The organism is Telluria sp. BA11, from assembly GCF_056680305.1.
Window position 1 is genome coordinate 3,963,846 of sequence record NZ_CM155275.1, and the last position, 17,722, is coordinate 3,981,567.

Sequence of the window (17,722 nt, forward strand, 5' to 3'; positions counted from 1 at the left end):
AGTCGCCGGGGCGAGGTGTAAGGGCTCAGTAAGCGAGCGCCCCTATGGTATCGGCATAACCCACTAACTAGAATGGAGACTGACATGTCCGAGAACGAGACGACGCAGGAGCAATCCCAGGGCCTGCAAGAGCACCGCGTGTTCCAGCCGCCGCACGAATTTGCCGCGAACGCCACGGTCAGCGGCATGGCCGCCTACGACAAGCTGTGCGCCGAAGCCGCCAGCGACTACGAAGGTTTCTGGGCGCGCCTGGCGCGCGAGAACCTCGACTGGCACAAGCCATTCACCAGCACCCTCGACGAGTCCGACGCGCCGTTCTACAAATGGTTCGGCGACGGCCAGCTCAATGCGTCGTACAACTGCCTCGACCGCAATCTTGAAAACGGCAACGCCGACAAGACCGCGATCATCTTCGAAGCCGACGATGGCGCCGTCAACCGCGTGACCTACCGCGAGCTGCACGAGCGTGTCTGCAAATTCGCCAACGCGCTCAAGTCGCGCGGCATCAAGAAGGGCGACCGCGTCATCATCTACATGTCGATGTCGGTCGAAGGCATCAGCGCGATGCAGGCCTGCGCCCGCATTGGCGCGACCCACTCGGTGGTGTTTGGCGGCTTCTCCGCCAAGTCGCTGCAGGAGCGCATCATCGATGCTGGCGCGGTCGCCGTCATCACGGCCGACGAGCAGCAGCGCGGCGGCAAATCGCTGCCCCTCAAAGCCATCGTCGATGAAGCCCTGGGAATGGGCGGCTGCAACACGGTCAAGGACGTCATCGTCTACAAGCGCACCGGCGGCGACGTCGCCTTCCAGGAAGGCCGCGACCTGTGGCTGCACGAGCTGGTCGAAGGCCAGTCGGCCGACTGCGAGCCGGAATGGGTCGACGCTGAGCACCCCCTGTTCATCCTATACACGTCCGGCTCGACCGGCACCCCGAAAGGCGTGCAGCACTCGACCGGCGGCTACCTGCTGTGGGCCGCGCTGACCATGAAGTGGACGTTCGACCTGAAGCCCGACGATGTCTTCTGGTGCACCGCCGACATCGGCTGGATTACCGGCCACACCTACATCGCCTATGGCCCGCTGGCCGTCGGCGGCACGCAGGTCGTGTTCGAGGGCGTGCCCACCTTCCCGAACGCCAGCCGCTTCTGGAAGACGATTGAAAAGCACAAGGTCAGCATCTTCTACACGGCGCCAACGGCGATCCGCTCGCTGATCAAGGCGTCGGACGTGGACGAAAAGGTCCATCCGAAGAATTCGGACCTGTCGAGCCTGCGCCTCTTGGGTTCGGTCGGCGAGCCGATCAATCCGGAAGCCTGGATGTGGTACTACAAGAACGTCGGCGGCGAACGCTGCCCGATCGTCGACACCTTCTGGCAGACCGAAACGGGCGGCCACATGATCACGCCGCTGCCTGGCGCGACGCCGATGGTGCCGGGTTCGTGCACGCTGCCGCTGCCGGGCATCATGGCCGCGATCGTCGATGAAGCCGGCGCCGACGTGCCGAACGGGCAGGGCGGCATCCTGGTCGTCAAGCGTCCATGGCCGTCGATGATCCGCACCATCTGGAATAACCCGGACCGGTTCCGCACCAGTTACTTCCCGGACGAGCTGGGTGGCAAATACTACCTGGCGGGCGACGGCGCGATCCGTAACAAGGACACGGGCAACTTCACGATCACGGGCCGCATCGACGACGTGCTGAACGTCTCGGGTCACCGCATGGGCACGATGGAAATCGAATCGGCGCTGGTGGCCAATTCGCTGGTGGCCGAAGCGGCGGTGGTGGGGCGCCCGGACGACACGACGGGCGAATCGATCTGCGCCTTCGTCGTGCTCAAGGGCGCGCGGCCAACGGGTGAAGAAGCGAAGAAAATCGCGAATGAGCTGCGTGCGTGGGTGGGCAAGGAGATCGGTCCGATCGCCAAGCCGAAGGAGATCCGCTTCGGTGACAACCTGCCAAAAACCCGCTCGGGCAAGATCATGCGCCGCCTGCTGCGCGTGCTGGCCAAGGGCGAGAACATCACGCAGGATGTGTCGACGCTCGAGAATCCAGCGATTCTGGAGCAGCTGAAAGAATCGGCGTAATCGCAAGCGTCTGCACCGGCCTGCGGGCCGGTGGAAAAAATGCCCGTGGTCGCATTGCGAACACGGGCATTTTTTATGACGCCAACCACCATCACAACTTCTGTAACTGCTCCTTCGCATACGCCGCACCTGCACCGGTCGGCGCCAATTCAAGATACGTCGTGAACGCCGCTTTGGCTTTCTGCGGCTGCTTCGACCTCACATACGCATCACCTAAATTGCGATACGCAATCGCCCGCGACGGATCGATCTTGACGGTATTTTCAAACCAGCGCGCCGCCTCGACAAAACGATCCTGCTTGTAAAACACGAAGCCCAGGTTATTGGCCGCCAGGGCAAAGTCCGGCCGCAGCTTGAGCGCCTCGGTAAACTGCGCCTCGGCCTGCGCATACTGCTTCTCCCGATAGAGCTGCAACCCCAGATCGTTAGCCCGCTGCGCCTGCTGCCGGCTTGACACCGGCACCGCCGCCGGCGCCTTGAGCCGCGTCTCGCCACCCTGCAGATCCTTGACCACGACCGTGCCCGTTGCCTTCGACGCCTGCGCATCGAGCCGCGTATTGAGCGCAATCGCATCGTTCGACAACTGCGCCGTGCCGGCCGTGAGGAACTCGGTCTCTTCCGGCAGCTCGAACACGAAGTCGCCGCCTTCCGATCCCGGCAAGCTGCCAAAGGCGGGCGTCTGCTGCGACACGCTGGATACCGCCGGCGCCACATACGCCGCCAGCTCGGTGGCCGTGATCAGGCCATCGCCATTCAGGTCACCCTTGCCGCCCAGGCCCTGCATCAGGGTCCAGGTAAAGACCGAGTGGCCATTCGGCCCGCCATCGGCCACCAGCTGGTCGGTGCCGCCGGCCGTCAGCATCTGCCGGCCCAGGCGGCGCGCGTTGTCGCGCAAGAACGACGCATTGGCCGCGCCGCGTGTCAGGCCAAGGCCGCTGTAGCAGGCGTCCATCACGAACAGCGCATGCTTGGCGGGCAGGCTCTCGGCGATGTTCTGGATTTCGGTCATCGGAATCGCATCGGTGGCCAGGTTGTTCGGGTCGGCGTCGAACGGCACGATGTAGCCGAGATCGCGCCCCGAGCTGAGTTTGCGCGTGGCGCCGTGTCCGGCAAAGAACACGAACACGCGGTCGTCTGGCTGCAAGCCGCCATGGGCCAGACGATCGTGGAACGCGGCCAGGATGCCTTGGCGCGTGGCCTGTTCATTCTTTAGCGTGATCACGCGTTCCTGCGCGAAGCCGAACTTTTGCACCAGCAGCCGCTCGACGCCTTCGGCATCGCGCACCGCATATTCCAGGCGCGGCCACTTCGGATAATTGTCGATGCCCACCAAGATCGCCCACGAATTGGCGTAGCCGGTGGCCGCCGCGCGTGGCGCCGGCGTGGGCGCTGCCTTGCTGTCGACCTGGAACGTGGCGCCATCCCAGCCGGCAAATTGATAGCCCTCGGCCGCCAGCCGCTCGAGAATCATCGGCAGCGCCTTGACGGTGCGCTCGTGGATATCGTGGAACAGGATGATGCCGCGGCCTTCCTTTTCGACAGTGCGCAGCACGCGGTCGGCAATCGACGACGGCACCGGATCGGCCCAGTCGAGCGAATCGATATTCCACATCATTGACGTGAGCTGCGCATCGGCCAGCAATTGCATGCCCTCGCGATTACGCGCGCCATACGGAAAGCGAAACAGCGACGAGCGCTTCGGATCGACGGCCTTGAGCAGCGTATCGGTATCGAGGATTTCGGACTTGAGCTTCGCGCCCGTCTGCTTGGACAACTGCGCATGCGTGAGGCTGTGATTGGCCAGCACGTAACCGGCGTCCTTGAGCTTGCGGCTCACTTGGGCATTGGCACTCAGTTTCGCTGCACCCTGCGCATCGAGCGCGCCCAGGTTGCGTCCGACGTTGAAGAAGATCGCCGGCGCGTTGTACTGCTTGAGGATCGCGGCGATTTCTTCGCTGTAGCGGCGGTGCGGGCCGTCGTCAAAGGTGAGCAGCACGGTCTTTTTAGGGAGCGACTTGCCGAAGATTTCGGCGCCTTCGCGGCTGGCCTGCGCTGGCGCGCCCGGCTCAGAAGCAGCCGGTTCCGGCTCGGGCGCAGCGGGGTAGGGCAACACGACGCCGTATTCCTTCAGGATGCGTTCGCGCGTGTAGAGCTTTTCCAGGTAGGCGATGTAGCTGTCCCACTTCTCGCGTTTCAGCTCGATCGCACGGGTATCGTAGCGCCCGAAGATCGCGCGGATCTCCTTCTCGTAATTGCGCTCGATTTCGGCCAGCGCGTCGAGGTCTTCCGAGATCCGCTTGTGCAGCTTGATCGCGGCGAGCGACGAATCGCTGGCGATCTGCGCCTGCAGGCTGCGCAGGGTTTCGCGAAACGCCAGGCGGTCGGCGTCGTACAGGCCGTCGCCCGACTCGATATAGTCGAGCAGGGTGCCGATGGCGTCGAAGCGGCGTGGGTTGTTCGACGCGATCAGGGTGGCCAGAGCGGTCTCCACGCGGCCGATGCGTTCCTGGTTTTCATGGAACAGCTGCTGGCCGATGCGGTTCGCCTGGGCACGCTCGGCGGCAGGCAGCGTGGCCTCGTCGTGGGTCAGCACGATGATCTTGCGGTAGGCGTCGAGCATGGCGCCCAGCTCGGTTGCGATGGCGCTGGCGTCCTGGGTGCTAGTGGCGGTTGCGGGGGCAGGCTTCGTTTCCGGCGCCCCGGTCGGGGTGCGGTTCACGAGCCAGGAGCCTGCGCCGGCACCAGCGGCGGCCACAGCGAAGATGATGAGATAAAGTGATGTGCGTTTCACGACGTATCCGTTGCGGGTAGCGTGCCGGATGGGCAGGCCAGCCGGGAACGATACCATTCACGGGTGGTTGGGGGGAAGGGGCTTGCCGACCGTTGTCAGGTCGGTCTTGTACTACCAGGAATTGTTGTTATAATGAGCGGCTTCGTGGAACGCACACGTCGACCATCAGGAGAGATGGATGAGTGGTTTAAGTCGCACGCCTGGAAAGCGTGTGTAGGTTCATAGCCTACCGGGGGTTCGAATCCCCCTCTCTCCGCCAAAAATACTGAAAAGCCCCTATGAAGGGGCTTTTTCAATTCTGCCTACCCTCATCTCTACCAACACAAACCGCTGCGCACAAGCCGGGGTCACAAGCCGGGGTCAGGTCTGACAAACGGACACGGCCTGAACTGTAGTGCGACATATTCGCCCTTAAGGCAGAGCTTGTGTCTGGGCACAAGCCGGGGTCAGGTCTGACAAATGGGCACAAGCCGGGGTCAGGTCTGACAAACGGACACGGCCTGAACTGTAGTGCGGCATATTCGCCCTTAAGGCAGAGCTTGTGTCCGAATGTCAGACCTGACCCCGACTACGTGTGACCCCGACTACGTGACCCCGACTACGGGTAGTGCGGCATATTCGCCGTTAAGGCAGAGCTTGTGTCCGAATGTCAGACCTGACCCTGGCTATCGCTGGCTATCGTGACCCTGGCTATCGAATGTCAGACCTGACCCTGGCTATCCTGGCTATCCCGGCTATCCTGGTAGCCCATAGCCGCTGGACGCGTCTAAAAAGGCGGGTCACCGGCGCTCTGTCACGCTGTCGTAAGCATAGCGTCATGAGTGGAAAAATAAGCTTGCGCTCATATGCGTTTACGCTAAGATTGTTAATCTAAATAACAATATTTATAGGCATGGCATCAATGACTCAACACGCGGTACTGCTAAGGCGAGCAATGATGTACCTAGGGCTAAGCGGCGTAGCGCTCGCAAAAATGATTACAACCTGCCGCGAGGACGGCAAAACTACTGCCCCAGAAACCGTGAGCCGCTGGCTCAACGGCATCAATCCAGTTGAACCAAGCCTTATAGGGTGGGTAACGGAACTTGTCAGGGCAAAAGCTCTGAAAGACGGCTGCGCCCTCATTACATGGCCGGCTAGAAAATCAATAACGATTGCGGTAGCGAACTTGAAGGGCGGTGTGGGGACGACCACTGTCTCGCACAACCTCGCATTCGTGGCGAGTAAGGCGTATCGACTAAACACCTTGCACATAAGCGCCGGGATACGGAGCGATACCGAAGTCGCTTCGCGTGCATTGGAGCGGCTGGGCATCCGCGCCGGTGTAATGTCCTACGACGCAGCGTTGACGCATAGGCCCGATCGGCATCAGGTGGTGATCGTCGACGTTGCACGAGATGCTGCATATGAAGCGCTTGGACAAGGCGAAGATGCGTTCCTGCGCCACTTCGAGGCTGATGTCATATTAGTGCCGGCCGACTTCGGCTGTGTCTTTGAAGCCGGGTCAACCAGACAGTTCGTTGGAATTCGAGGACTGCGTGGCTTGGTTCGATTACTGCATCGGCCACGTTACATGGAGATAGATTTTTCTGCAGTAGCAGCTAAAGAGGGGCTCGACGTTACGAGTGCCCTGTTCTGCCCGATGTTCATACCGAAGTCGCTTTCTTACGCGCCACACATTCCGCTGACCTGGGGTGGTGAATGGCAGGCTCCTGAGCAGCAGCACTATCATGTCGAACTGTTCCGCTATTTGGTCGAACAAGCAGGCGGGGAAGTTAGCTTGCCAGGCGATACCGAAGCGTCGCTGCGTAAGATGGGTTTAGCCGAGCTCCTTGATTTTGTGGCTACCGGCGAACCTTCGGCAATAACATGAATTTGCTGAAGGCTAGCGCTTCGCACGTCCTTGCCGTCGCATATAGCTGTGCACAAGAAGTGCTACTCGCTTCAGCTCTGCTTCGATCACGGCCAGCTCCTTACGGTACGCGGACGACCTGACACCATTACGGCTTGCGATCGCCTTCTGGTCCGACGTTCTCGGGCCGGTCGACTTGCGCCGCGGCGTCCACCGACGGATTGCCGCGGCCTGCCTGCCCCGGCGTTCTGGTGTCCAGCCGTTCGAGTTCTTGATGACGCACCCGTTAGTTCGACGCAAAAAGCGGTCAACCGAAGGTCTGCGCTGGCTCGAGGTTCGCGCAAGATGGGGTGCAGGTCGAGGTGGACGCTCGCATCACGCCACCATATATAATTGCAAAGTAGCCAACTTTGCCAATTGTATGAATATTTCTAATCCTGTCTTCGCTGTCGCTTTAACGCTGTTGGCATTCTTGGCGATCAAAATCACGTTCGTATTTGAAGACAAAAGTCCTCCGCCGATGCGGTTTGCCACGATCAACGGTCTGCGTGGATATCTCGCACTCTTCGTGATGTTGCACCATGCGTGCATGTGGTTCGTATTGGTTCAGACAGGCAAATGGGATGTACCTCGGCCAAATCTATACGGACCTCTGGGCCAGGCCAGCGTTCTCATGTTTTTTATGATCACGAGTTTTTTATTCTATGACAAACTAATGAATGCGCGGGGGCGCAGGTTTGACTGGAAAGCATTTTTCATCGGCCGTTTTTTCCGTATTGCGCCGCTCTATTACGTGGTCCTGGTATTTGTTTTTCTAACCGTTGCCTACCTGTCAGACTGGCGCGTCGTCGACAGCCCGCAGGCGATTTTCCTCGCCGTTGCGAAGTGGCTGTTGTTCACCATTCCTACTGCAGCGCCACTCAATGGTCACACGGATTCCTGGATCATCATGGCTGGCGTGACGTGGTCGCTCCGGTACGAGTGGTGTTTCTATCTGGCCCTGCCATTGATTTCGCTGGCTGTAGGGCAACGTCCAGGTTGGCTCATGCTGCTTGTCTCGGTCGCAGCGCTGATCATCGGTTGGCGGATCGGATTGAATAGTCGATTTGCAGCAGTATTTGTTGGTGGCATCCTGGCCGCGTATCTGGTGCGTGATCCGAGATTTACGCGATTCTGTGAAAAAAGGGTGGCATCAATATTGGTGCTACTTTGTTTTGCTGCAGCGCTTCAATTTGAAAATCTGCTGCAGATTGCGCCGTGTATCGCGCTGATCACCGCCTTCTGCGTGATTGCCGGCGGTGCAAATATGTTCGGCTTACTCTCGCTGCCGACGTCTCACAGACTCGGCGAACTCGCTTACGGTATCTATTTAATCCATGGCATCGTGCTATTCGTGGCGATAAATTTTCTTGTCGGCAAAGATGTCGCCGCGGACATGTCAGTGCCAATGTACTGGATGTTTGTTGCGGTGCTGGCGCTGGTCACTCTCGGCCTGTCTGGCATGGCATACCACTACGTCGAGAAGCCAGGAATCGCCGTGGGCAAGCGGCTTGGCAAGCGAAGCACATAATCCCCGGCCGGCCCTGATGGTCTCAGGTCCTCAATCCATTCAGACAGGCCGTGGGTCGAACGCTGGCGCGCGCGAATCAATGATCACCGCGCGCCGAACGCGTCACGACCGCTTGTAACGCAGCCAGACGCCGCCACTGTCCTGAACCTCGGCCGAGTCGAGTTTCAGGTAACTCGGCTGCTTCCAGGACTCTTCGGCAATTTCAAACGACGCAGGATGATGGCCACGCCCGTCGATCAGCGGCAATATCAGCACGCTGACTTCATCGACCAGCCCTGCATTGACGAACGAGCCGCTGACGTGCGGCCCGCCTTCGACGATCAGCCGCTTCGTGCCCAGTTCATCGGCCAGGGTCTGCACGACCTGCGCCAGATCGATATCGGTTTTGCCTGCGAAAAAATACGACACCTCGATCGACTGCAGATAGGCCAGATAGTCGTCCGACACGGCTTCCGTCAACACCGCGACCACGTGGGAGCCGAGTGCTTCATTGCTCTTCCAGGCGACCTTGCCGTGACCATCGATGGCAATGGCGTAGGTCTTCGCATCACGCTTGGCAAAATAGGGCGTACGTGGGATCGGCTCCTTCGCCAACCCTTTCGGATACCCTTCGCCATGCGCGATTTCTTCCATGGTCGTGCGGCCACAAATCCAGCCATCAAAGTCAAACGTCGCGGCGAGCTTTTCGTACAGGTCGCCCGCAGCGTTCTTGAATGGCCGATCCCAGCCATCGGTCAGCGCGTGCCCGTCGATGGATGACATCATGTGGCAAATAACATAGGGTTTCATTAAATTCTCCAGAACGAGACATCAACAAATTGCTCGTCAATTAAAAGGGTCATGCCTCGTCATCAAAGTCGGCAGACAAACTCAGATCACGTTGCATCGAGATGTCGCGAACGCGTTCCTCCAGGCGCTCAACAACCGCATTAAAACCCCAGGCGCCGAGCACGAGATGCCGTGGCGCGTCGGCGCCATTCGCAATCGTGACCATGGCCTGCGCGGCCCTGACCGGGTCACCGGCCTGCGCGCCGCTCGTTTCTTTCGTCCCGGCCAAGCGTTTTCCTGCCGTATCAGCGTAATCAGCGATCCCGCTCGTTGTCTGGCGCAAGGAGCGGCCCGCCCAATCCGTGCGAAACGGCCCAGGCTCGACGCACGTCACGCCAATTCCCAGCGGAAGCACTTCGGCGCGCAGCGCGTCCGACCAGCCCTCGACCGCATGCTTGGATGCGGCGTAGTAGCCGGACCCCGGATAACCGATGAGGCCAGCGACCGAGGTGATGTTGAGGATGTTGCCCTTGCGCTGCTCGCGCATCAGGGGAAGGACCGCCCGCGTCATGGCGAACAGGCCGAAAACGTTCGTGTCGAATTGCGCACGAATTTCCGCTTCTTCACCTTCTTCGACAGTGCTCTGGTAGCCGTACCCCGCGTTGTTGACCAAAACGTCGATGCGGCCGAAATGGTCGCGCGTCGCAGCAACGGCTGCATCGATGTCTGCCGGACGGGTGACATCGAGAGACAGTGCGAGTACCCGGTCCGGTGCGCTGCCTTCGAGGTCTGTAATGGCGTGCTTGTCGCGCGCGGTGACGACCACGCGCCAACCGCGCTGAACGATCAGTTCAGCCAAAGCCCGGCCCAGGCCAGTTGAACAGCCGGTAATGAACCAGACCGGCGTGTTGTCCTGCTCCGGAAAGCGCTGCATTACTTATTCAAGTGCTCGCGCACCTTGGCCGCACTGTGGCCCACTTGGCCAACCACGCGCTCCAGCTCTTCCTTGCTGATGCCCAGGGCTTCAGTCCAATAACGGACCTCGTGCGCCTCGGTGAGACTGATGAGGTTGCGGTCTGGGTTGCCTTTGTTTGAAAGATTATCTGACATGGGTTATCTCCTCAAAACTGCAGGATGCGCGGCCAGAGAGTACTGAGTCAGTGCGTGATTTCACGAACCGCTGAACAACTTCATGTAATAGACCGCCAGGGCATGCCTTCCATCCGGCGGCGCCTTGCTACCTGTCTGTTGTTTTCGCTGCATGCTGTTCGTCCAATGTTTTATGCAATTCGTCCAGCGTGGGTGTCCTGGCACTGCCGTTTGCAAGGTACTTTGCCAAAACACCCTGAAAAATGCATAAAGGCAACAAAATTGCAATATAAATATTGATCTTGCGCATTGAGAATCTGCTAGAATATTTACAGGCAATAAAAATTGATCATCATTCACAAAAGTTTCATTGTCTGGGCCGTGTCGATCCCAGGAAAATGCCGCTATCTGTCACCAATGTCGATATTCCACGGAGTCCGTCCCATGCGCATCAAGTCAGTCCTGCTGTTCCTGTCAGCTTTCATCACGTTCAGCGCGGGGATCGCCCACGGCAGCCCGATTCTGGTCAAGAACGGCGACTTCGAGTTGACTTCCAAAGGTGGTAACAAGAAGGTCAACGGTACGCATCTTGAATCTGACCGCACGACGCTGACCGGCTGGACCAGCAGCGAAAACGGCGGCAAGGGCGGCGGATATAACTTCGTATTGGATGGCACGATTGCGAACACCCCGCGGTCAGCGCTGTGGCTCGAAGGGAAGGGCAATGGTTACACTGCATCGCCAACCGGTGGCAATTTCTTTGCGTCGGATTCGCAATACCATCCGGGCATGCTGTCTCAACTGATCAGTGGCCTGACAATCGGCACCAGCTACCTGCTGACGTTTGATTACGCGCTGGCGCAGCAGGTCGGTTTCTATGGCGCCAACTACGACAACTTCTGGGAAGTGGGCTTCGGTAGTGCCACCGCCAGCACCGCGCCTTTGAGCATTGCCGACAATGCATTTAGTGGATGGAAAACGGCCACCATGGCGTTTACCGCAACCAACGCCAGCGAAATGCTGTCGTTCCTGGCCCGGGGCACCGCACCAGGCGCTCCGCCATTCATGCTGCTGGATAATGTTGCGTTGAATGCAGAAGTGCCGGAGCCGGCAACCTGGATGCTCATGATCGGTGGCCTGGGCCTGCTTGCCGTCAACGCACGCCGCCGCCGCAACGCACGCGTATGATTTTGCACGCCCGGTAGCATCGCGCTTGCCCATAAGGGCACTTCCCGCTACCGGCTTGCTGTTGGTTGATCCTCATTTCGCACGCTGCATTTGCCATGAACGTTTCCCTCGCCGAATTCGCTGCCACCGCACTGCGCCTGTGCGTCTGGCTGATCCTGCTCACGGCCCTGTTCGTGCCGCTGGAGCGCTGGTTCGGCGTGCGCCACGACGGCCCGAACGGCGAGTTGCGCCACAACCTCGCGTATTACTTCCTCAGCAGCCTGGTGCCCATCGTGCTGCTGAGCGCGCCGTTGGCGCTGCTGGCCATGCTGGCCGCCTGGCTGGTGCCGGACGCCTTGACCACCGCCATCGCCGGCTTGCCCCTCGCGGTGCGCATGGTGCTTGCCTTCGTAATCGCCGAAACGGGTTTCTATTGGGGCCACCGGCTCAGCCATGAGCTGCCGTGGCTGTGGCGTTTTCATGCGCTGCACCACAGCACCGAACGCATGCACTTCCTTGCCAATACGCGCAGCCATCCCGTCGACATGGTTGTCACGCGCCTGTTCGGCATCGTGCCGCTGTATCTGCTGGGCCTGGCCAGCCCGACGGTGGCCGGCAGCGCCGCGCCCGCCGCACTGATCGTGCTGGGCACGTTGTGGGGCTTCTTCATCCACGCCAACCTGCGCTGGCGTTTCGGCCCGCTCGAATGGCTCGTCACGACGCCGGCCTTTCATCACTGGCACCACAGTCGGCACGAGCACCTCAACCGCAACTATGCGTCCACGTTGCCATTCCTGGACCGCTTGTTCGACAGTCACTACCTGCCACGCCACTGGCCGGCCGAAGTGGGGACGGACACGCCGCTCGCGCCCACTTTGAGCCGCCAGTTGATCGAGCCGCTGCTGCCGGCACCGACGGCCAGACCGGCGCCCGAACGGCCATTTTGAAGGGCGACGCCAATACAACGGCGGCCCCCCGGATCTGCTTGATTGACGGCGTGATCGCGTACAATGACGGGCCAATCACTACCAAACACACCTAATGGAATGGCTTTTTGACCCAAATATCTGGGTCGGCTTGTTCACCCTTGTCGTGCTCGAGATCGTCCTTGGCATCGACAACCTGATCTTCATCGCCATCCTGGCGGACAAACTCCCCCCGCACCAGCGTGACAAAGCCCGCCTTGTCGGCCTGTCGCTCGCCATGATCATGCGCCTTGGCCTGCTGACCGTCATCGCCTGGCTCGTCAAACTCACCGCGCCCCTGATTGCCCTCGGCCCGCTGACGTTCTCCGGGCGCGACCTGATTTTGCTGGTGGGCGGCTTCTTCCTGCTGGCCAAGGCCACGATGGAGCTGCACGAGCGCGTCGAAGGCAAGCTGCAGGTCGCTACCGGCAAGCGCGCCTACGCGAGCTTCGCTGCCGTCGTCGCGCAGATCATCGTGCTCGACGCCGTGTTCTCGCTCGACGCTGTGATCACCGCGGTCGGCATGGTCGATGAGCTGGGCGTCATGATGGCCGCCGTCGTGATCTCGATGGGCGTCATGCTGTTTGCGTCCAAGCCGCTCACGCGCTTTGTCAACGCGCATCCGACCGTCGTCGTGCTGTGCCTGAGCTTCCTCTTGATGATCGGCCTGTCGCTGATCGCCGAAGGCCTGGGCTTCCATATTCCGAAGGGTTACCTGTACGCGGCGATCGGCTTCTCGGTGGTCATCGAACTGCTCAACCAGCTGGCGCGCCGCAACTTCGTCAAGCAGGATGCGCACATCCCGCTGCGCGACCGCACGGCTGATGCGGTGCTGCGCCTGCTGGGCAGCACGCGCGGGATCGAGCCGGGCGACGAGCCGGCCCCGGTGACGAGCAAACAGCAGAAGCAAAAGCCCGACGAGCCGACCTTCGAGCTCGAAGAGCGCAATATGGTCAGCGGGGTCCTGAGCCTGTCGCAGCGCTCGGTGCGCTCGATCATGACCAACCGCTCGGACATCTCATGGATCAATATCGAGGACGATGCCGACACGATCCGCGCCCAGCTCCTGGCCACGCCGCACGGCTTCTTCCCGGTCTGCCGGGGCGAGCTCGATGAAGTGATCGGCGTCGCGCGCGCGAAAGACCTGATCGCCGACCTGGCGCTGTCAGGCGCGATCGATGCGAACAATATCCGCGTGCCGATCATCCTGCCCGATGCCAGCGGCGTGCTCAAGGTGATGGACCGCCTCAAGCGCTCGCACGGCCAGCTGGTCATCATCGCCGACGAATACGGTACCTTGCAGGGCTTGGTCACGCCAATTGACATCCTCGAAGCCATCGCCGGCGAATTCCCGGACGAAGACGAGCAGCCCGTGGTGCAGGACCTGGGCGGCGGGCGCTGGCGCGTGGATGGCACGGCCGACCTGCACTACCTGGAACAGGTGCTCGAGGTGGACGCGCTGGTGGGCGACACCGACGATTACACGTCGCTGGCCGGCCTGATGCTCGAGCGCTTCGGCACCTTGCCGCTGGTGGGCGACGGCATCGAGATCGAAGGCTTGCGCATGGAAGTCGAAGAGGTGCTCGAACGGCGCATCGCCTCGGTGCTGGTTACCCGCATTGCCGATCCGCTTTGACGACAAGTTGAACGACCGTTTTTGACAGGGACACGATCATGCAAGCACTCTCCCGGGGCCAGCGCCTGCCCCTGTCCACCGTGGTACCAGACGGCGTCCTGCAGGCGGGCGTATCGGCCCAGGGACTGGCGCTCGATGTCGCGTGCTTCGCGCTAAGCGCCGCCGGCAAGCTGGCGGACGAACGCTACATGACGTTTTTCAATCAGCCCGCGACGCCGTGCGGCGGCGTGGCGCTGGTCGCGGTCGGCCAGGATGCTGCGGGCTTCAGTTTCCAGCTCGCGCGGCTACCTGGCTGGGTCGAACGCGTCAGCATCGTCGCCAGCACCGAGGGCGCAGCGACGATGGCGCAACTGCAGACCGGTTACCTGCGCCTGGTTGGTCCGCAAGGTGAGTTCGCGCGCTTCACGTTCAGCGGCAGCGACTTCGCCGGCGAGCGAGCCGTCATGCTGGGCGAGCTGTATCGCAAGGACGGCGGCTGGCGCTTCATGGCCGTGGGGCAGGGCTTCAACGGCGGGCTGGATGCGCTGGTGCGTCACTTCGGCGGCGCAGTGGCGGATGACGCGCCCCCGGCGCCTTCAGCACCATCGGTCGACCTCGAAAAGCGCGTGGCCCAGGCCGCGCCGCAGCTGGTCAATCTGGTCAAGTCGGCTGCCGTGTCGCTCGAAAAAGCGGGGCTCGCGCAGCATCGTGCCAAGGTCTGCCTGGTGCTCGACATCTCCGGTTCGATGAGCGCCTTGTACAGCAAGGGTCTGGTGCAGAAATTCGCCGAGCGCATCCTGGTGCTGGGCTGCCGCTTCGATGACGACGGCGAGATCGACGTGTTCCTGTTTGGCCGCAACGTCCACCAGGGCGAGGCGATGGGCCTGTCGAACTGGCCGAACTACATCAAGGGCATCATCACGCGCCACCCGCTCGAAGGTGATACCCGCTACGGCGCCGCGATCGAAGCCGTGCGCCGCCACTACTTCCCGGATGCGCGTGGTGGCGAACGCCGTGCCGTCGCCAAGGCCGCCGTGCCGGTGTACGTGATGTTCGTTACCGACGGCTCGACGTCCGACAAGCCGCTGACCGAACGCCAGCTGCGCTGGGCCAGCCGCGAGCCGATCTTCTGGCAGTTCATGGGCATCGGCAAAGGGCGCAAGTCCAAGGCCAAGGCGCTGGCCAGCTTCGCCGACTCGGATTTCCCGTTCCTCGAAAAACTCGACGAGCTTGATGGCCGCCTCGTCGATAACGCGGATTTCTTCTCGGTCGCCTCGCCCGACGAGCATCCCGACGCCGCGCTGTACGACCTGTTGATGAACGAATACCCGCAGTGGGTGAAGCAGGTCAGGGCGCTCGGCATGATCGGCTGATGCGCGGTAGAAGGGTTCGCATTTGTCATGCAAACAGGCCCGGAAATACCGCTCTTCTCAGTCGTTAGAAACCGGTAGTTGCACGTTACTCTTGTCGCATCGTCAGGACGTCGTTACGTCCACAGACCGTGTACAACAGGAGAAACAACGTGTTCGAAGGATTCATCCAGCTCAACCCAACGGGCGTCGCGCTCACCATGGCCGCGTCGTACATCATGACCGTGTTTGCCAGCGAACTGTATCTGCATCGTTCGCGCAGCCACCGCGCGATCACGTTCCACCCGATGCTGTGCCAGCTGTTTCGCCTGTGGATCTGGCTGACGACCTACGGCGTGACCGCCAAGGCCTGGGTGGCGGTGCACCGCAAGCACCACGCCAAGTGCGACACGGTCGACGACCCGCACAGCCCGCAGATCCACGGCCTCTGGACCATTCTGACCAAGGGCACGCTGCTGTACCGTAAAGCCGCCCGCAACGCTGACCTGATCAAGGCCTACGGCGTGGGCATCAAGGAAGACTGGATGGACGCGCATCTGTATACAAAGCACCGCTTCCGCGGCGCGTTCCTGTTCCTGGCGCTCGAGATGCTTGCGTTCGGCGTGACCAACGGCTTTTTGATCTGGCTGTTCCAGTTTTCGATCCTGCCATTCTGGGCCTCGGGCTTCATCAACGGGATCTTCCACGTGGTGGGCTACCGTAACTTCGAGACGAAGGAAGCGTCACGTAACTTCTTCCCGATCGGGATCATCTTCGGCGGCGCCGAGCTGCACAACAACCACCACGCCAATCCGGCGTCGGCCAAGCTGTCGATGAAGTGGTGGGAGTTCGATGCGGGCTGGCTCGTCATCCGCATCCTCTCGTTCGTGCGCCTCGTGACCATCAACCATGTCGACCGCTTGCCGGCGCCGGATGCGCCGCAGGCACGGCGGCACGCGGCGGGTTGACGCCCGCCGGGCGCAGCTTCTTGCCAAGCCGGCGCCACCCGATCACCACGCCCGTCACGCTGAGCAGCAAACCACCGAGGCTCAGCACGACCAGCACGATGTCCCATAGCGGCCGCCGTTCCAGCAGCGGCAGCCAGTCCCACGAATGCAGCATCGCAAACAGCCAGCGGCTGGTGCGCTTGCCGCTGTCGATGTGGCCCAGCACCGCACCCGTATGCGGGTCGAGATGCACCCAGGTCGCATGCGGATCGTCGAACACGAGACGTAATGCCGGTAGCGGCTTGTCGGCGCCGCCCATCATCGTGTGCGCATCGCGCGCGTAGTAATACAGGTCATACGCGGCCAGTTGCTCGACCCGTGCGACGGGTGCATCGACCAGGTGCGTGGCGGCAGCCCACAGCGCCGCCGTGTCGAGCGTCACCGGTCGCGCCGTGTGGCTGTCCAGCACCTGCGGCGCGCCGCCCGCGCGGTACGCCAGCACGCGGTTCTGGCCCAGCACGCGCACCCAGCGCAGCTCGCGCACGGCGCCCGTGCTGGCGGCCAGCAGCGCTGGCGGCGCGGCGTCCTGGCCCGTCAGCGTCAATGATCCGCCCTGCAGCGCCTCCATGCGCAGCTTCGGCGCACCCGTGTCGAAGATGTGCCACGGGTTCATCGACATCAGGCCGCTGAAGATCCACGCGATCGTCACCAGCGCAAACAGCAGGCCCGTCACGTGGTGCCAGCGCATCATCGCAGTCGGGTAGGGCGTGCGCGCACCGCTTCGGTAGGGCGTACGAAAACGCCAGCGCAGGATGCCGGCCACGGTGCCCGACAGCGCAGCGGCGATGCCGGCGATGGCCAGGTAATTGACGATATTGGTCCAGTAAGGCTGGAACACGTTGCCGCGAAACGGATACAGCCAGTGGATCCAGGCGCCGGCGTAATTCCACAACTGTTCGCTGCGCGTTGCGTCGCGCACGACCTCACCGCTTTTCCCGGACACGTACAGCAGCGTGCGATCGGCGTCAATCACCTCCACCCGGTGCAGCGGGCGCTGCGCATCGAGCCCGCGCGAATGGGTGAAGGCGTCTTCGTCGATCACGTCCCGGTAATGCACGTTCACGCCGGGGCCGGCCCAGGCGCCAGCACTGGCCAGCGCATCGGCCGCGTTCACCGTTTCAACGCGCGCGCCGCTGATCGCGTCGATGACGGTGGCGCCGCTCTTGCCGCTGGCAATCGGCGTCGCCACATACACGGCGCGCCCGCCACTGGACGCCGCCAGGCGCAACCCGTCCAGCGGCTTGGAGACACCGGCCCTGGCCAGCGCCACGTCTGGTGCCAGCAGCGGCGCCTTTTGCGACAGCGCCGGGAGATGCGCCAGCCGTTCGGCATCGGTCAGTTTCGGGTAGCCGACATACATCATCACGATGCCTGACGCGAACCACATCGCAAACAGCACGCAACCACCGATGCCCAGCCAGCGGTGGGTCAGGAACAGCCAGCGCTTGAGTTGTGCCTTCATGC

General features: G+C 61.6%; 15 protein-coding genes and 1 tRNA gene. 9 read left to right on the plus strand and 7 right to left on the minus strand.

Translation table 11 applies throughout. The features are described 5' to 3' along the window. Nucleotides 1-84: 84 nt before the first annotated feature. Nucleotides 85-2,085 carry an acetate--CoA ligase gene (gene acs, locus AC1MGT_RS17435; RefSeq protein ID WP_499501240.1) on the plus strand — a complete coding sequence of 667 codons (2,001 nt, stop codon included), beginning with the start codon at nt 85-87 and terminating at the stop codon, nt 2,083-2,085. A 91-nt stretch (nt 2,086-2,176) separates the two neighbouring features. Here acs and AC1MGT_RS17440 read toward each other — a convergent pair whose 3' ends face one another. Further along, nucleotides 2,177-4,876 (minus strand): polysaccharide deacetylase family protein, encoded by a 2,700-nt coding sequence (locus tag AC1MGT_RS17440; protein ID WP_499501241.1) that lies wholly within the window; start codon nt 4,874-4,876, stop codon nt 2,177-2,179. 168 nt (nt 4,877-5,044) lie between these two features. Between AC1MGT_RS17440 and AC1MGT_RS17445 the strand changes: the two genes are divergently transcribed. Then, nucleotides 5,045-5,135: transfer RNA gene (locus tag AC1MGT_RS17445), tRNA-Ser, on the plus strand. A 675-nt stretch (nt 5,136-5,810) separates the two neighbouring features. Continuing rightward, nucleotides 5,811-6,749 carry a hypothetical protein gene (locus AC1MGT_RS17450; protein ID WP_499501243.1) on the plus strand — a complete coding sequence of 313 codons (939 nt, stop codon included), beginning with the start codon at nt 5,811-5,813 and terminating at the stop codon, nt 6,747-6,749. Between the two features lie 127 nt (nt 6,750-6,876). Here the strand turns inward: AC1MGT_RS17450 and AC1MGT_RS17455 are convergent, their stop codons facing one another. Then, the gene (locus tag AC1MGT_RS17455) at nt 6,877-7,011 is read right to left on the minus strand and encodes a hypothetical protein (RefSeq protein WP_499501245.1); all 135 of its coding nucleotides are present in this window, start codon (nt 7,009-7,011) and stop codon (nt 6,877-6,879) included. Nucleotides 7,012-7,149: 138 nt separating this feature from the next. On the opposite strand from AC1MGT_RS17455, the gene AC1MGT_RS17460 reads away from it, so the two are divergent. Next, nucleotides 7,150-8,298 carry an acyltransferase family protein gene (locus AC1MGT_RS17460; RefSeq protein WP_499501247.1) on the plus strand — a complete coding sequence of 383 codons (1,149 nt, stop codon included), beginning with the start codon at nt 7,150-7,152 and terminating at the stop codon, nt 8,296-8,298. Between the two features lie 102 nt (nt 8,299-8,400). Here AC1MGT_RS17460 and AC1MGT_RS17465 read toward each other — a convergent pair whose 3' ends face one another. The 4 genes from AC1MGT_RS17465 to AC1MGT_RS17480 form a co-directional block, all read right to left on the minus strand. Next, complete coding sequence (locus AC1MGT_RS17465) at nt 8,401-9,087, minus strand: dihydrofolate reductase family protein (RefSeq protein ID WP_499501249.1); 687 nt, start codon at nt 9,085-9,087, stop codon at nt 8,401-8,403. A gap of 49 nt (nt 9,088-9,136) precedes the next feature. Beyond that, nucleotides 9,137-10,000 carry an oxidoreductase gene (locus tag AC1MGT_RS17470; protein ID WP_499501251.1) on the minus strand — a complete coding sequence of 288 codons (864 nt, stop codon included), beginning with the start codon at nt 9,998-10,000 and terminating at the stop codon, nt 9,137-9,139. Then, on the minus strand, nt 10,000-10,176 hold the full coding sequence (locus AC1MGT_RS17475; protein WP_499501253.1) for a DUF3606 domain-containing protein: 177 nt from the start codon (nt 10,174-10,176) through the stop codon (nt 10,000-10,002). Before AC1MGT_RS17475 ends, AC1MGT_RS17470 begins: the two co-directional genes overlap by 1 nt. 127 nt (nt 10,177-10,303) lie before the next feature. Then, nucleotides 10,304-10,465 (minus strand): hypothetical protein, encoded by a 162-nt coding sequence (locus tag AC1MGT_RS17480; RefSeq protein ID WP_499501255.1) that lies wholly within the window; start codon nt 10,463-10,465, stop codon nt 10,304-10,306. Between the two features lie 35 nt (nt 10,466-10,500). Here AC1MGT_RS17480 and AC1MGT_RS17485 point away from each other — a divergent pair, with 35 nt between their 5' ends. From AC1MGT_RS17485 to AC1MGT_RS17505, 5 genes are all read left to right on the plus strand, one after another. Next, nucleotides 10,501-11,343: a PEPxxWA-CTERM sorting domain-containing protein gene (locus tag AC1MGT_RS17485; RefSeq protein WP_499501257.1), complete on the plus strand. Its 843-nt coding sequence runs from the start codon at nt 10,501-10,503 to the stop codon at nt 11,341-11,343. A gap of 95 nt (nt 11,344-11,438) precedes the next feature. Further along, entirely contained in the window at nt 11,439-12,269 is an 831-nt protein-coding gene (locus tag AC1MGT_RS17490; RefSeq protein ID WP_499501259.1) for a sterol desaturase family protein, read from the plus strand. A 94-nt stretch (nt 12,270-12,363) separates the two neighbouring features. Further along, on the plus strand, nt 12,364-13,923 hold the full coding sequence (locus tag AC1MGT_RS17495; protein ID WP_499501261.1) for a TerC family protein: 1,560 nt from the start codon (nt 12,364-12,366) through the stop codon (nt 13,921-13,923). Nucleotides 13,924-13,961: 38 nt separating this feature from the next. Continuing rightward, complete coding sequence (locus AC1MGT_RS17500) at nt 13,962-15,275, plus strand: VWA domain-containing protein (protein WP_499501263.1); 1,314 nt, start codon at nt 13,962-13,964, stop codon at nt 15,273-15,275. Between the two features lie 149 nt (nt 15,276-15,424). Continuing rightward, nucleotides 15,425-16,219, plus strand: coding sequence for a fatty acid desaturase (locus tag AC1MGT_RS17505; RefSeq protein WP_499501264.1), 795 nt, complete (start codon nt 15,425-15,427; stop codon nt 16,217-16,219). Here AC1MGT_RS17505 and AC1MGT_RS17510 read toward each other — a convergent pair. Further along, nucleotides 16,155-17,720 carry a PepSY domain-containing protein gene (locus tag AC1MGT_RS17510; RefSeq protein WP_499501266.1) on the minus strand — a complete coding sequence of 522 codons (1,566 nt, stop codon included), beginning with the start codon at nt 17,718-17,720 and terminating at the stop codon, nt 16,155-16,157. The two genes, AC1MGT_RS17505 and AC1MGT_RS17510, sit on opposite strands and share 65 nt — an antisense overlap. Between the last annotated feature and the right edge of the window lie 2 nt (nt 17,721-17,722).

Coding starts and splice junctions, on each gene's coding strand:
- AC1MGT_RS17495 (WP_499501261.1), top strand. CDS start 12,364: ATGGAATGGCTTTTTGACCCAAATATCTGGGTCGGCTTGTTCACCCTT.
- AC1MGT_RS17475 (WP_499501253.1), bottom strand. CDS start 10,176: ATGTCAGATAATCTTTCAAACAAAGGCAACCCAGACCGCAACCTCATC.
- AC1MGT_RS17510 (WP_499501266.1), bottom strand. CDS start 17,720: ATGAAGGCACAACTCAAGCGCTGGCTGTTCCTGACCCACCGCTGGCTG.
- AC1MGT_RS17490 (WP_499501259.1), top strand. CDS start 11,439: ATGAACGTTTCCCTCGCCGAATTCGCTGCCACCGCACTGCGCCTGTGC.
- AC1MGT_RS17460 (WP_499501247.1), top strand. CDS start 7,150: ATGAATATTTCTAATCCTGTCTTCGCTGTCGCTTTAACGCTGTTGGCA.
- AC1MGT_RS17470 (WP_499501251.1), bottom strand. CDS start 10,000: ATGCAGCGCTTTCCGGAGCAGGACAACACGCCGGTCTGGTTCATTACC.
- AC1MGT_RS17465 (WP_499501249.1), bottom strand. CDS start 9,087: ATGAAACCCTATGTTATTTGCCACATGATGTCATCCATCGACGGGCAC.
- AC1MGT_RS17480 (WP_499501255.1), bottom strand. CDS start 10,465: ATGCGCAAGATCAATATTTATATTGCAATTTTGTTGCCTTTATGCATT.
- AC1MGT_RS17500 (WP_499501263.1), top strand. CDS start 13,962: ATGCAAGCACTCTCCCGGGGCCAGCGCCTGCCCCTGTCCACCGTGGTA.
- acs (WP_499501240.1), top strand. CDS start 85: ATGTCCGAGAACGAGACGACGCAGGAGCAATCCCAGGGCCTGCAAGAG.
- AC1MGT_RS17450 (WP_499501243.1), top strand. CDS start 5,811: ATGATGTACCTAGGGCTAAGCGGCGTAGCGCTCGCAAAAATGATTACA.